This is a genomic window from Acinetobacter sp. YH01004 (genome assembly GCF_013420455.1).
GTDB classification, from domain to species: domain Bacteria; phylum Pseudomonadota; class Gammaproteobacteria; order Pseudomonadales; family Moraxellaceae; genus Acinetobacter; species Acinetobacter towneri.
Window position 1 is genome coordinate 317596 of sequence record NZ_VOXZ01000002.1, and the last position, 14641, is coordinate 332236.

13 protein-coding genes are annotated in these 14641 nt (G+C 41.7%); 7 read left to right on the plus strand and 6 right to left on the minus strand.

The window, feature by feature from the left end; all coding sequences use genetic code 11:
- Positions 1–60 precede the first annotated feature (60 nt).
- Together ppk1 and mtgA are read right to left on the minus strand one after the other, a co-directional pair.
- Positions 61–2142 (minus strand): polyphosphate kinase 1, encoded by a 2082-nt coding sequence (gene ppk1, locus FTT71_RS02005; RefSeq protein WP_180095997.1) that lies wholly within the window; start codon positions 2140–2142, stop codon positions 61–63.
- A gap of 133 nt (positions 2143–2275) precedes the next feature.
- On the minus strand, positions 2276–2950 hold the full coding sequence (gene mtgA / locus FTT71_RS02010) for a monofunctional biosynthetic peptidoglycan transglycosylase (RefSeq protein ID WP_004972019.1): 675 nt from the start codon (positions 2948–2950) through the stop codon (positions 2276–2278).
- A 76-nt stretch (positions 2951–3026) separates the two neighbouring features.
- Between mtgA and FTT71_RS02015 the strand changes: the two genes are divergently transcribed.
- Positions 3027–3842 carry a rhomboid family intramembrane serine protease gene (locus FTT71_RS02015; protein ID WP_004972022.1) on the plus strand — a complete coding sequence of 272 codons (816 nt, stop codon included), beginning with the start codon at positions 3027–3029 and terminating at the stop codon, positions 3840–3842.
- 46 nt (positions 3843–3888) lie between these two features.
- Here the strand turns inward: FTT71_RS02015 and FTT71_RS02020 are convergent, their stop codons facing one another.
- On the minus strand, positions 3889–6378 hold the full coding sequence (locus FTT71_RS02020) for an ABC transporter permease (RefSeq protein WP_180160674.1): 2490 nt from the start codon (positions 6376–6378) through the stop codon (positions 3889–3891).
- A 1-nt stretch (position 6379) separates the two neighbouring features.
- Positions 6380–7129, minus strand: coding sequence for an ABC transporter ATP-binding protein (locus tag FTT71_RS02025; protein ID WP_004972026.1), 750 nt, complete (start codon positions 7127–7129; stop codon positions 6380–6382).
- Between the two features lie 12 nt (positions 7130–7141).
- On the opposite strand from FTT71_RS02025, the gene FTT71_RS02030 reads away from it, so the two are divergent.
- The gene (locus FTT71_RS02030) at positions 7142–7771 is read left to right on the plus strand and encodes an arylesterase (RefSeq protein ID WP_004972029.1); all 630 of its coding nucleotides are present in this window, start codon (positions 7142–7144) and stop codon (positions 7769–7771) included.
- Positions 7772–7810: 39 nt separating this feature from the next.
- Here FTT71_RS02030 and FTT71_RS02035 read toward each other — a convergent pair whose 3' ends face one another.
- Positions 7811–8425 carry a carbonic anhydrase gene (locus FTT71_RS02035; RefSeq protein ID WP_180160675.1) on the minus strand — a complete coding sequence of 205 codons (615 nt, stop codon included), beginning with the start codon at positions 8423–8425 and terminating at the stop codon, positions 7811–7813.
- A 299-nt stretch (positions 8426–8724) separates the two neighbouring features.
- Between FTT71_RS02035 and FTT71_RS02040 the strand changes: the two genes are divergently transcribed.
- Together FTT71_RS02040 and FTT71_RS02045 are read left to right on the plus strand one after the other, a co-directional pair.
- On the plus strand, positions 8725–9786 hold the full coding sequence (locus FTT71_RS02040; protein ID WP_026438298.1) for an alpha/beta fold hydrolase: 1062 nt from the start codon (positions 8725–8727) through the stop codon (positions 9784–9786).
- An 18-nt stretch (positions 9787–9804) separates the two neighbouring features.
- A complete protein-coding gene (locus FTT71_RS02045; protein WP_180060790.1) occupies positions 9805–10818 on the plus strand; it encodes a hypothetical protein in 1014 nt (337 codons plus the stop codon).
- Between the two features lie 73 nt (positions 10819–10891).
- Here FTT71_RS02045 and nfuA read toward each other — a convergent pair whose 3' ends face one another.
- Positions 10892–11530, minus strand: a complete 639-nt coding sequence (gene nfuA / locus FTT71_RS02050) for a Fe-S biogenesis protein NfuA (protein WP_096900978.1) — start codon at positions 11528–11530, stop codon at positions 10892–10894.
- Positions 11531–11687: 157 nt separating this feature from the next.
- On the opposite strand from nfuA, the gene FTT71_RS02055 reads away from it, so the two are divergent.
- The 3 genes from FTT71_RS02055 to FTT71_RS02065 all read left to right on the plus strand — a co-directional run bounded on the left by FTT71_RS02055 (position 11688) and on the right by FTT71_RS02065 (position 14617).
- Positions 11688–12305 carry a rhomboid family intramembrane serine protease gene (locus FTT71_RS02055; RefSeq protein WP_004972041.1) on the plus strand — a complete coding sequence of 206 codons (618 nt, stop codon included), beginning with the start codon at positions 11688–11690 and terminating at the stop codon, positions 12303–12305.
- A 317-nt stretch (positions 12306–12622) separates the two neighbouring features.
- The gene (locus tag FTT71_RS02060; protein WP_004972042.1) at positions 12623–12817 is read left to right on the plus strand and encodes a hypothetical protein; all 195 of its coding nucleotides are present in this window, start codon (positions 12623–12625) and stop codon (positions 12815–12817) included.
- Positions 12818–13069: 252 nt separating this feature from the next.
- Complete coding sequence (locus FTT71_RS02065; RefSeq protein WP_004972044.1) at positions 13070–14617, plus strand: hypothetical protein; 1548 nt, start codon at positions 13070–13072, stop codon at positions 14615–14617.
- The last annotated feature ends 24 nt before the right edge of the window (positions 14618–14641 follow it).

Here is a 14641-nt window from a genome sequence, read left to right on the forward strand (position 1 = left end):
AGAAACAAAAAAAGAGCGATGTCTGGCATCGCTCTTTTTACCTGTTATAAATGTTTGAAACTAAACAATACTATCGGTCAGGATACGCTGCGCATTGTGTGGTTCTTCACCCTCAGCTGCTTTTACACGCACCCAAGTTCCATCACCCTGCAACAACCACGCCTGTTGATTGTCTTGCATGTAGGTCAATAGGCCTTGCTCATAAATACGCTTTTTCAAAGCTGGATCTTCAATTGGGAAACACGCTTCAACGCGGTTAAATAAGTTACGATCCATCCAGTCAGCACTTGAACAATAAATACGTGGATTGCCATTATTAGAGAAATAATAGACACGGGTATGTTCAAGGAAACGTCCGACAATCGAACGCACACGGATATTTTCCGATAAGCCTGGCAAACCTGGACGTAAGCAGCAAATTGAACGGATGATGAGATCAATTTGCACACCCGCCTGAGACGCCTCGTACAATTTATTGATCAATTGCATTTCAGTCAGTGCATTCACTTTCACAATAATTTGTGCGGGCTTACCTGCTTTAGCATTGGCAATTTCTTCATCAATATAATTCACCAACTGTGCGTGCAGGGTAAATGGTGCATGCAACAACTTTTTCAGTTTTGCCATTTTACCCATGCCTGTTAGCTCTTGGAAAATACGATGCACATCTTCACACAGCTCTTTGTCTGTGGTCAGTAAACCATAGTCGGTATAAATACGCGCATTGCCTGCGTGGTAGTTACCTGTGCCTAAATGTACATAACGCACCAATTTATTATTTTCACGGCGCACCACCAAAATCATTTTGGCGTGGGTTTTATACCCCACAATACCGTACACAACCACAGCGCCCGCTTCTTGCAACACGTTAGCCACAGCAATGTTAGATTCTTCATCAAAACGTGCACGCAGTTCAATCACCGCAGTCACTTCTTTACCGTTTCGTGCAGCCTCTGCAAGCACTTGTACAATTTCAGAATCTGCGCCACTACGATATAAAGTTTGTTTGATTGCCAAGACTTGTGGATCACGTGCAGCTTCACGCAGCAAGTTAATCACGGGTGCAAAAGATTCAAACGGATGGTGTAATAAAATGTCTTGCTTTTGCATCGCTGAAAAAATATTTTCAGACTTTTTTAACACCTTTGGAATGGCGGGTGTATGTGAATCATAACGTAAATGTGGACGTTTAAAATTAGACAATAAACGCGCCAAGTTCACTGGGCCATCTACTTTATAAAGTTGTTCTTCTTCAAGATCGAACTCATCTAGCAAATAATCATAAATGGCTTTCGGGCAGTTTTGCGTTACTTCTAAACGTACCGCACGACCAAAACGGCGTGAGTTTAATTCGCCTTTTAGGGCTTTAGCCAAGTCTTCAACATCTTCATTTAAGGCCAAATCTGCATTACGGGTCACGCGGAATTGATAGCATCCAGTCGCAGTCATGCCTGGGAATAAGTCAGACACATGCTCATGAATAATTGCTGAAAGCATGACGTGGTGCTCTTTACCGCCTGTAAGTTCATCGGGTAAACGCACTACACGTGGTAATGAACGAGGAGCAGGAACAACCGCCAAATCAATTTGACGACCAAAAGCATCTTTCCCTTCCAAAGTCACAATAAAGTTCAGGCTTTTATTGACCAAACGTGGGAATGGATGTGCAGGGTCTAGGCTAATTGGGGTTAATACAGGGGCAACTTGCTCTTGGAAATATTTTTTCACCCATGCCGATTGTGCAGGGGTTAATTCACCACGACGTAAGAAACAAATGTCTTCTTCACGTAATTTTGGCAAAATTTCCTGATTTAAAATACGGTACTGGCGTTCAATAGCAGCATGTGCTGTTTTAGAAATTTGATCTAACACCTGCTTAGGGGTTAAACCATCTGGACTACGGCTTTCATTGCCCAAGTCCAATTGTTCCATCATGCCCGCAACACGAATTTCAAAAAACTCATCCAAGTTACGTGAAAAAATCAGCAGGAAGTTCATGCGTTCCAACAAAGGATGCAACGGATCGACAGCTTGCTCAAGCACGCGCAAATGGAAATCTAAAATAGACAGTTCGCGGTTAATGTAGCGATCATTATATGTATATTCTGTTTGCGCAGGAGTCGCGCCTGTTGCCGTATTCATACCCACCTATGCTTTTTTAAAATGTTTGGCACTGCTACAAGTATGCTTCAATTTTGTGACATTTTCATAAAAAAAGCCTAAAAAATTAGGCTTTGTGGATATTTTCACATTTTATAGTTTGTTTTCGCTCAATTTAGGGAATTTCCGCATAACGCATATAGCGCTGCACCATCTGTTTACGGGCTTTTAATGCCCCCGCATTACGATGTTCCTGAAAATATTTTGGATTGGTTAAAATCGCAGCCAAGAAAATTGCTTGATCACGGCTTAAACTTTTTGCACTTTTGCCAAAATAATGCTGTGCCGCAGCTTCGGCACCATAAATATTATCGCCAAATTCTACCGAGTTGAGATAGACCTCTAAAATACGCTGCTTTGACCACATGCGTTCCATCATCCATGTCGCCACAACTTCTTGCCCTTTACGCAAAAAAGATCGCTTATTGTATAAAAACAAATTCTTGGCGAGCTGCTGAGAAATTGTGGAACCACCTGCAACAACCTTGCCTTCATCTTTGTTCCGTTCCAGCGCAGTTTGAATACCTTCCCAGTCAAAGCCATGATGTTGCATAAATTTGCCATCTTCGGCAGTCACCACAGCTCGCTTTAAATTATCACTGAGTTGGTCATAGTCGCGCCATTGATGTTGTATAGGCTTACTCGGTTCAGCCCAATAATCTAAACGCATCATCATGGTCGATTGCACAGGCTGCGTACGCCACCACACCAAGCTGCTAAAAATCCATAATTGAACCAAAAGCACCACACTGACAAGAATTAACAAAGTTCGTATAAAAAAAGCTTTCATCTTGGTGCATGGCTCCTGAAGCGTTATTTTTTCGTGTTAAGCTTAGATTGATCACTACGACACAATATTCAAATATATGTCCCAACATCCCCCAAACCTGCGCAACAATAAAGTTGAAATTCACCTGTGGTGGATTACCGCAGCCCTGATTGCAATAAACGTGGCTTTGTTTGCATGGCAAGTGCTCAACGGCATGAACATTAGCAATCCTAGCCCGCAAGATGCAATACGCTGGGGTGCTGATTATGCACCTTTAACCTTTTTGGCGGAACCCATTCGCCTGTTCAGCAGCATGTTTTTTCATTTCGGTTTAGTACATTTAATGTTAAATATGTGGGCCTTGTATATTTTTGGCAGCGTCAGTGAACAGTTGTTTGGGCGTGTCTATTTTATAGTGTTATATGTTTGCGCGGGTTTGATGGGTAGCCTGCTCAGTGGCTATGTCAGCATTCAAGACAGCTATACCCTGCTCGAACAAGGTGTCGCTAATCCAAAGCTGTTACCTAGCGTGGGTGCAGGTGCATCGGGTGCAGTGATGGGACTTGGAGCTGCACTGACGGTATTGGCGTTATTGCCCCAATTACCTCGCCAAAAATTTCTGTTGGATGGCAAGACTTTGGTGATGGTGATGGCACTGAACTTAGGTATGGGCTTTATGATCAGTGGCATTAATAATGCTGCACATATTGGCGGCATGCTCATGGGCGCAGCCATGACACTCATTTGGTACCTTGGACAACGCAGCAAACACAGTAACTTAGTGAACAGTTTTGCGATGCTCCTTGCACCATTGGGTTGTGCTGCATTTTACTGGTATTGCCATAAACTGCTTGCTCCAATTCAACCCCTTTGGCAAGAACTGCTTAGCATGATGCAACGCAGTCTGGGTTGAACAATCAACCTTTACAGCAAGTAAAACAACATCAACTAGAGATGAATCAGGACTGATTCATCTCCCTTAAACTTTGCAGTGGCGGAATATCGCATAAATAACTTAAACGATAACGTCCAATCAAGGCACACAGCACGGTCATAAATACAGGCAAAATCAGCCAGATTTCCCAATGTGGTTGCAGCATTAAATCCATGCGGTAACTGGCAACAGCACTAATGACTTCGGCAAATAAACACGCCACTATTCCCGCTATAAAGCCCATAAAACCGATTTCCAGACTCAACATACGTTTGAGTTTTTGTTTAGAACTACCAAAAGAACGCAGTAATGCGACTTCGCGTTTGCGCTCATCCATCAGCAAGTTTAAACACGCGATTAATACCAACAGCCCAGACACACTCACCAAAATGGCTAAAATGGTGATGATCTGCACCAACACATTCACAATGCGTTTAATTTCATCCAAAATTAGGCTGACATCAATAAACACTGTGTTGGCAAATTGCTGAATCAATTGAATTAGTTTCGGTTTATCTGCTTCAGGCACATAGAAACTGCCCAAATAACTGCCTGCATTTTCATCCATAGTGTGCGGTGAAAAAATAAAGAAAAAATTTGGACTAAAGCTTTCCCACTCCACCGTACGCAGATTAATCACTTCGGCTTCAAGTATGCCTTCAGGCAAACTAAAACTGAGTCGATCACCAATTTGAATGCCCAACTCGGCAGCCGTATCTGCTTCTACTGACACTTGTCCCACTGCACTGAAATTGGCTTGCCCATTTACAATGATATTATCGGCAGGATAACGGTCAGACTGTGTCAGGTTGAGTTCGCGTCTTAACGTATTGCTTTGCTGAATTAAGGCGTCGGCAAAAGGTTGATCATTTTTGGCGACCAAACGCCCGCGTATATTTGGATAAAGTGGCGTGCTGTGCCACTGCTGCTGCGTTAATTGTTGTTGAAACTCAGGCATATCAAACGGTGGCAAGCCGTAAACAAACTGATTGGGTGTTCCTTCGGGCAATTGCTGCTGCCAACGATCTAGCAGGTCGGTACGCAACACTGCAAGTACCGTAATTAAACTTAATCCTAAAGCCAATGCAGTAATTTGAAATGCCGTGACAGCAGGCGCACGAATATACGCTGCGAGTCTGCCTTTAGAATGACGCAATAATTTTAATAAACTCCACACCACTCCATACAGCAATACGCACAGCGCAATAATCGCACCAATCACCCATGTACTAAGCACTAAACTTTCGGTCAAGACCACATAAAATACGATTAGACTTAGCGTCCCTGTAAGCAACATCCACCACCAAGCGCGCATGCTTTTGTCTTGTTGGCGAATCACGCGAATCGGTGCGGTATTCAGCAATTGCAATAAATTAGGCAGCACAAAACCCAACAACACCACAGCACTGGTGAGCATGGCGATTGGCAATGGCCCAAGCAACATTGCCATGGCTGAAAATTGAATTTCCAGGTGCGGAATCAGTTGCAGCATGATTTGCAACAAAGCATAGCCCAACGTCACGCCCAAAATACTGCCAATGCCCATAGCGATAATTAAGACCAAAGCAAGCAAAGCCAAATAAGCGGCTAAAATTTGTCGTTTACTTGCACCAATACAACGTAATAAGGCGATATGATCCTGATTTTGTTGCACATAGCGCTGACTGGTCAAACCAATCGCAATCCCACACAATAAAATGGTCAGGATATTCGCTAACTGTAAAAAGGTGTCTAAATTGGCAATTGGGCGCATTAAGCGAGTATTGCCTTCACTGGCATTGCGTAGTCTTAAACTACTTTGTTCTTCAAAGTTTTGTTCAGGGCTGGCCGTTTGCTGTGCCTGTGCAGGCTGTTGTGTATGTGTTTTAAAATACTGCTCAAAATTTTGTGTATCTTTGGCGCTGCCTGCCAACAACAAACGGTAATCTATGCGGCTACCCACTTGAATCGCGTGGGTACGTGCCACATCGGCCTGTGAAATAATTACTGTCGGCGAAAAACCTGAAAAACCGAGTTCCTGATTAGAATCATGTTCAATTTTGGCAGTCACGGTAAATGCTGCATCGGCAATATTCACCGTTTCACCAAGTTTAACGTGAAGCAAATCCATGGCACGTTGGCTGAGCCAAATTTCACCAGATTGAATCTTGTCCGCTGCAGGACTCACCCTCAATTCACCACGTAACGGAAAATTGTGCTCAATCGCTTTGACATTCACCATCACAAATTGCGCTTGAGTATGTGCCATCGAACTAAATACAGTCACATGCGACTGTTGTAACTGATGTGCAGTCGCCTGATCCTGCCAGTCTTGCGCAATGGGCTCATTGTCACTCAGGACTAAATCACCCGCCAACATTTCTGCCGCTTGCAACGCTACCGCATTTTGAATTTGTTCATTGCTAAACTTTAAGGCCGTGGTCGCACTAATCGCTAAAGTCAGCGCAATAATCAGTAAATATACACCACTGCTTTTAAAACTCTGCTTTAACAGCGGATGAAATAATGCGTTCATTTCATCCTCCTGTTATGGCAGCAGTTGGCTTAGCTGCAAATTGCTCAACCAATTGCCCATCAATTAAGGCATAGTGACGCTGACATTGTGCCGCCAGTTTCGGGTCGTGCGTGACCAACACCAAGGTTGTGCCCAACTCGCGGTTCAATTCAAATAACAATTGCTCAATTTCAGTTGCAGTTTCCCCATCCAAGTTTCCTGTCGGTTCATCGGCAAAAATAATTTTAGGTTCACGAATTAAAGCGCGTGCAATGGCGACACGTTGTTGCTCACCTCCCGAAAGCACTTTCGGCGTTTGCTGTGCTTGTCGTTCTAAACCCACACGTTTCAGCAAGTTGAGGGCTTTTTGTTCTGCCTCTGCATATTTAAATTTTTCCTGCAAACGTAGTGGCAACATCACATTTTCCAGTGCCGTCAAATGCGGCAATAACTGAAATGACTGGAACACAAAACCAATATGCTTTAAACGAACTTCTGCACGTTGTTCTTCGTTTAATTCTGCAATTGACTCACCACATACCACCAATTTTCCACTGCTGGCCTGATCTAATGTTGCCAAAATACCCAATAAGGTCGATTTTCCTGAACCCGAACGACCTGTAATGGCCACTTGTTCACCTTCCTGAATATCGAAGTTTAAATTCTCAAAAATGGTCAATTGTTTTTGTGCAAGTTGTATCTTTTGTGTCAAATTTTGGGCAGAAATAATCGTTTGTGGCATGATATTAGATTCTTTAGTGTTTTGAGTCATACGTTTCCCATTATGCAAAATCGCAATCTAACTAGTCGTGTCTTCCCGCGTGTGTTGCTGCTTGGACTATGTTTCAGCCCATTCGTGGTATCTGCAAAAACCATTATGATTGTAGGTGACAGCTTAAGTGCAGGTTACGGCATACAACCACAACAAGGTTGGGTTCACTTATTGCAAAAACGTTTAGAACAACAGTATCCGAAACAGCATAAAGTGGTCAATGCAAGTGTCAGTGGCGAAACCACCAGTGGTGCTTTGGCGCGTCTGCCTAAATTGCTGCAGACCCATCGTCCAGACGTTGTAGTCATTGAGTTAGGCGGAAATGATGGCTTGCGTGGACAACCGCCACAAATGATTCAAAAAAATTTAGCGAACTTAATTCAGCATAGCCAAAAAGCCAAAGCGAAAGTGGTGATTTTTGGGATGAAAATGCCGCCAAATTACGGCTCGGCGTATAGCAAAGCATTTGAAAATAACTATAAAGTGGTGAGTCAGCAATATAAAGTCAAATTACTGCCATTTTTTATGGAAGGTATTGCGGGCAATAAGCAATTGATGCAAAAAGATTTAATTCATCCAAATGCCAAAGCTCAGCCTATTTTGCTAAATAATGCTTATCCATATATCAAAGGCGCTTTATAAAGCGCCTTTGAGGAAAATCTAATTGCTGTGCGGTTCGGATTAAAAATCCAAAAAAACCACTTCACCTGTTTCCAGTGAATATTCTGCACCGACTACTTTCAACTGACCTTGTTCAATCAGGTTTTCTAAAACTGCTGAACCATGACGCAATTGATTTACCGATGCAAATACATTGGAACGTACTGCATGCTTAGACAATTTCGCCAAATCATTTTTCAGTTCAGTCTGCATTAAGGTTTCAACTGAAGGGCGAACACGGTTCACAATCGACATTAAATTTGCCGATGGTGGACAGTCTGGGCACATTAAAGTATCAATTGTCGCTTGAATTGCACCACAGTGACTGTGTCCTAAGACAACAACCACAGCACAGTCATAACGCTCTGCCGCAAATTCAACACTACCTACCTGTGATGGCGCAACCACGTTGCCCGCAACACGAATTACAAAAAGATCACCCAATCCTTGGTCAAATACCATTTCTGCAGGAACACGTGAATCTGAACATCCTAAAATAATGGCAAATGGATTTTGGTCTTCTGCCATTTCTGCACGCTGTTGGTGCGACAATTGCTTCGGATGTCTGGTATCACCAGAAACAAAACGTTGGTTTCCTTGTTTAAGACGTTCTAAAGCTTCTTGAGCTGTTAGCATTCTTGATTTACCACCGATCTTTGAAGTTGCGATATTCTAAAGCCAGTTTTTATGAATGTCACTTGCAAAAAAATATGCAGCTGCGCTTTTCTTTATTCATTTTTGTTATAAATTTTTTCACTTTTTATTGAGATAGGTCACATTTTCTACCAATTTCAAAGCTTTGATCAAAAAAGCAAGGGATGACTTTCATTTTTAAACGCCTACAATAGACAGAATACACTTGTGCAATTAGACCTAAGAGCTAGTGCCTATCATTATTGGAGCCTGTTTTGGGTTCGTCAGGGGAAGACGTTTTCATGATGAAATTTATTCGATCACGTTATCTACATACGACTTTATTGGCTTTGGGACTAAGTACATCTTGCCTTGTGCAAAGCGCTGCGCCCAATCCATATACCTTCACAAAAAACAATAACGCCAGTAACAGCAACGCAACTGAACTTAAACTATTACAAAATCATTTTCAGCAACAGCGCAAACAAGCAGGACTAAGCTCTAAAAGCATTCGTGTTGGAGATGTCGTCTGGAGCTATAACGAAGGTGGCTCGCACAGCAAACCCACAATTTTATTGATTCATGGTTTGGCAGGCACACGTGATAATTGGAACCGTGTCGCGCAATTTTTAACCCCACATTATCATGTGATTATTCCAGATTTACCCAATAGCGGTGACACCAAAACTCCAAGCAATTTTGATAATTCAGTTCCGAATGTAACTTCACAACTGCGTCAATTTATTGAAGCAATTGACTGTGAAGAAAACTTACACGTGGCAGGACATTCTTTAGGCGGCTCAATTGCAACCGTGTATGCCTCGCAATATCCTTTTGATACGCAAAGTTTATTTTTACTCAATAGTGCAGGCATTTATAAACTTGCTAATACGCCTTACACCAAAAATCCATTATCTTTAAATGACTTAATTGTGAGCAAACATGGCGATTTAGCCGACGTCGCCAAACAAATCATGCAAAGCCCGCCTGCCATGACCTCACAAATTCAACATGCGCAAGAAGAAGTCCTGATTTCTCGCTCAGAACAAACCCGTAAAGCAATTGAGCAAATTGTCAAACTCAACCGTATTTATACTCCAGACTCATTTGCACGTTTAGCAGGATCAATTGAAGCACCGACCCTGATTTTATGGGGTAAGCAAGATCGCATTATTAATGTTGAAGTGGCGAAGGAATTACAATCTTTACTCAAACGCGCCGAAACACCTGTGATTCTTAATAATGTTGGACACATGCCGTTATTGGAAGCTGAAAAACAAGTCGCACAATATTATTTGCCGTTTCTGGCTAAAACTCAGAACCTAAAAAACCCACTTGCTGATAAACTGATTCCTCTAAATTAATTATTATATAAAACCTTCATGCAGAAACATCCCATCATTGAGCAACTAATTGAAGCTCAGCTTGATTTTTTAGATCAAGAATTTAACCAAAGTGAAATGGTACAAACTGAATTTATGCAGTTTTACCAATGGTTTCGCAAACAAAGCTTACAAGATTTATGGACATCTGAAGCCATTCATCAACTGATTCAACATCAAATTTTAAATACACCTGCCAGTTCATTTTTAGTGGAACAAATTGCTGAGCATATTCGTTTTGCACTGGTACACCCTGTTAATGACAGCAGTAAAATTGCCGATGTGATACCTGTGCTGACCATCGACAAAATTGCACAATATGTTGCAAGTAAAAGTGGACATCGTCAGCGTTTGATTAAAGCCGTGGTGAATAATCCTGCCTTTGCCGCCATGATTACCCAACTCATTCAACACTCCATTCAGGATTATATGGATAATTCGGTGATCGCCAAAAGCGTGCCTGGCGTATCGCGTTTTATGAAAATGGGTAAATCGGTTTTGGAAAGTGTTACCGATACCAATTTAGACCAGACCATTCAGCATTATTTGCAAAAAAATGTGCAGAAGCTGACTCAAATGAGCGAGTCGGTGCTTAATCAACATTTTGACGATGAAAAACTGTATCACTTCCAAGCCAATTTATGGCACAAAATTAAAGATTTGCCACTTTCCGTTTTAAAAAACTATATTGAAGTGCAAGACCTATCTCAAACTGTCAATTTAGGACATGAAATTTGGGATCATTTACGCCAAAGTGACTATTTGAAACAGCAAGTGCATGATGGTGTGTATGCGTGGTATGTACGCAATCAAGCACGACCTTTTGATTTGTTATTGCACGACTTAAATATTGATGAAGCGCTAGTCCAACATCAATTACAACAACTGTTAAATCCAGTCATTCAAAAAATGATCGCTGAAGGCTATTTAAAGCAACGTGCGCGCCATTATTTAGAGGAATTTTATTATTCTGAAAAAACACAACAAATTTTAAATCTACAAACGAATGAATAGGGTCTGTTGACAATTTCAGATAAAAAATAACCTCCTAAAATTTAGGAGGTTATTTTTAAGCGAGGCTTAGAGCTTATTTAAAATAAGCACCTTCAGATTGACTGTGGTCAGTCTGATCCACCACACGCATCAATTCAGGTACGTGTTGTTTCAAGGTTGTTTCAACACCTTGCTTTAAAGTCACATCAATCGCTGAACATCCTTGGCAACCGCCACCAAATTTCAATACTGCAGTTAAGCCGTGTTCTTCATCTTCAACCACTTCAACCAAAGCACAGTTACCACCATGCCCTGCTAAACCTGGGTTAATTTCAGACTGTAAAACATAAGTAATGCGTTCTTCTACCGAAGCATCTGGGCCTACGCGTGGCACTTTTGAGTTCGGTGCACGGAAAGTCAATTGACCACCAAAACGGTCTTTGTTGTAGTCAATTACGGCATCCAATAAATACGGAATAGACGGCGTATCAATAAATGCAGGAAAGTCTGGATATTCCTGTTTGTAGTCTGTAGGTACAACTTCATCGGGCGCACTATAAGCCATGCAACATTCAGCACGCGGTGTACCAGGATTTTCCACAAAAACACGCACACCAATACCCGGTGTATTTTGCTTTGCCAATAAATCCTTCAAATACTCTTGAGCAGTTGGCGTAATCAATAAGTTTGGAATTTCATCTACAACTGCTGTGCTGCTGTTCTCAGTCGACATAACAATAATTTCCTCAAGCTGAAGTGGCTATTTTAACTGAAGATGCGGGGGAATAAAAAAAAATCAACCAAAATTGTCGGATTTATTCCTAAAGTTCGACTCAAACTCAGTTTTGATGCATTATTACAGCAGAATTCAAGTAAAAGAATAGGCGTTTATGCTCGATTTACCTTTTAATCATACCGTGACCATTATCATTATTACGGTCATTGTGTCTATGTTGGCGTTTTCCAAACAAGAATTAATGAATCGTCTGATTTTTTGGCCGCCTGCTATGCAACGTGGTCAATATGACCGCTTCATTACCCATGGTTTTGTGCATGCCGATGGTGCGCATTTGCTGTTCAATATGATTACCCTGTTTTTCTTTGGCAGCATTATTGAAAGTTTTTATCGCCAATACGTCTATGATTTAGGCTTTGTTTTATTCTATTTGGGTGGTTTAATCGCCGCGATTATTCCAAGTTATTTAAAGCATAAAAATGACCATCGTTGGGCCAGCTTAGGCGCATCTGGTGCTGTATCTGCGGTGTTGTTTGCCTATATTTTGTTTGAGCCGTGGAAGTTGATTTTCGTGTTCTTTATTCCAGTGCCTGCCATTATTTTTGCAATACTGTATGTAGCGTATAGCATTTGGTCGGGTAAACGCGGCAATTCCAATATTAATCACAGTGCGCATTTATGGGGTGCGGCCTATGGTGTGATTGTGACTATTTTAATTGAACCACGCATCTTGCCTCACTTCCTGAATAAACTGGCGCAACTGCCGTTTTAACTTTTAAAACTATAACGACTCGGTACATCTACCACTGAGTCGTTGCTACTTTAAAGAATTTTCAAATCCGTCAATAGACTGCTTTCATAAATCCGCTTAACACCATCATTTATTGCCTCTCATCTTCAGCCTCTCTCATTGGGAAAAACGACTTTCAATCGTCATTTTATGAACTGCTGATAAGTATTTTTGATTGATGAAAGCATCTGAATGATCCAATACAGCATAAAGCACACAACAAATAACATGCAGTTACTCGACAAGCACTTATACTAAGAATATAAAGACTAAAACTATCAAGCAATCAGGAGTCAGCCATGAAAAAGTTTGCACTTCTAAGCGCCCTGTTACTCAGTCTAGGATTAAGCGCCTGTGCCGTACATACCCCTGAAGGCAGTGTGGTGATTGATCCTGACCGCACGATCTACCCGAAAGGCTATTATCCACACCAACATCCGCATGGTGATGGTGATTTTTGTCCTCCAGGTCAGGCGAAAAAAGGACGTTGTTAAGCTGTTGGTCTGAGTGAATAAAACATTGTTGATACAGCATCAGACTCATTTATGATTCGAACCTAGACATTTAAACACTAACCTTTAAATCTCAACAACATTTCATTCACATTAAAAATCTTTACACTTCGTGAAGGTTTTTTTATTCAAATTTCACTCAATTTTGGTAGTTTTTGCTACCCCATATCGCAACTTGGCATAGATAATGTATACATCTGTATATTAATTTCAATTTAGTTTGCGAGTTTTTGCATGTCCACTTCTTACGATGGCTTACAGTTTCCAATTCATCCAGAAAATCATAAACCCAGCACCTCAAGCACGGGCAAACAAATTATTGCCGAAGCCTTAGCCACAGTCGATCATCAAAGCTCAGTCGATGCTTTGGCAGAAAAAAACTGGCGTAAACACTATCCAAAATACTTTAAAGCCCTCGTGACCAATGGTATTCGTGAACAAGCTAACGCAATTCAAATTGCAGAAGATGGTTTAAGAAAAGCGCATCAAAGTTTTGAGTTTTATCGTCATGAGCAAAAATATGTGCTGAAAGATGTCATGCTCTTGCCTACTGAAACTTTACATACCTTTAAATTACAAGGCAGCAGCCAAGCAGCACCCGAATGGTATGTGCCGTATCGTGGGCAAAAGTTACAAGGTCAAGCTCTACTAGATCAAATTGCAATTTGGCTAGCAGCAGGCATTATTGAACCAAGTCATGCCGAAGCGTTAAATGCTGCAATGGCGCATCCTGAATGGTTTGATTTGTCTGACCGTAACATGGTGCTATTTGGTGCAGCTTCAGAAGCAGGGCCACTCACATGGTTAGCCAAATGGAAAGCCAATATTATTGCAGTCGATTTACCAAATAGCCGTGTGTGGAATAAAATTTTAAGCACTGTGCAACAAGGCAATGCCACCTTATATGCACCCAGTACAACACAACTCGCGGCAGATACCCCACTTGATATTTTAACAGAACAGTTGGGTGCAAATCTACTGACACAAACCCCAGAAATTGCACAATGGTTAGCTCAAAAACCTGAAACGCTAGATTTAGCAGCCATTGCCTATTTAGATGGTGAAAAACACGTGCGTGTTGCGATGGCGATGGATGCCATTATGCAATATGTCAGCGAACACAAAGCTGATAGCAGCCTTATGTTTATGTGTACCCCAACCGATGTTTATGCCGTTCCTGAAGAAGTGATTAGCGCATCGGCAGAGAAGTTTCAGCAGCGTTCACAAGGGCAAAAGCTACTCACCAAAAGTATTGAAACCATTTCACGCAGTCATTTCTTCCAAAAGAATCTGCATAATTTAATTGCTTCAGACAATGGTCAACATTATGGTATTGCCGACTGTTTGGTGGTTGAACAAGGGCCAAACTATGCTTTAGCAAAACGCATCCAGCAATGGCGTGCAATTTTAGCGCGTCATCAAGGACAGCATGTCAGCATCAATATTGCACCTTCGACCACCACACACTCTGTGACCAAAAATCCATTACTCAAAGCAGCATTTAGTGGCGCAAGTTTGTTTGATGTTGAAGCATTTAGTCCTGAAACCACCAATGCGATTATGGCGGCATTGTGGATTCATGACTTACGCAATCCAAACTCGGCAGCCAATCCTGAAGTGAAACTTGAGCATCCGCTCGAATTGATGATGGAAGGTGCGAACCATGGTGGATTGTGGCGCGTGGCGTATTTGGCACGAACGGCCCTACCTTTCGCTGCGCTCTATGGCTTTGCTGCAGATAAATTACCGCTGGACAAAGTCATCCAAAAATTTAAAAAGTAATGTAAACCGCTAATCTATCTATTC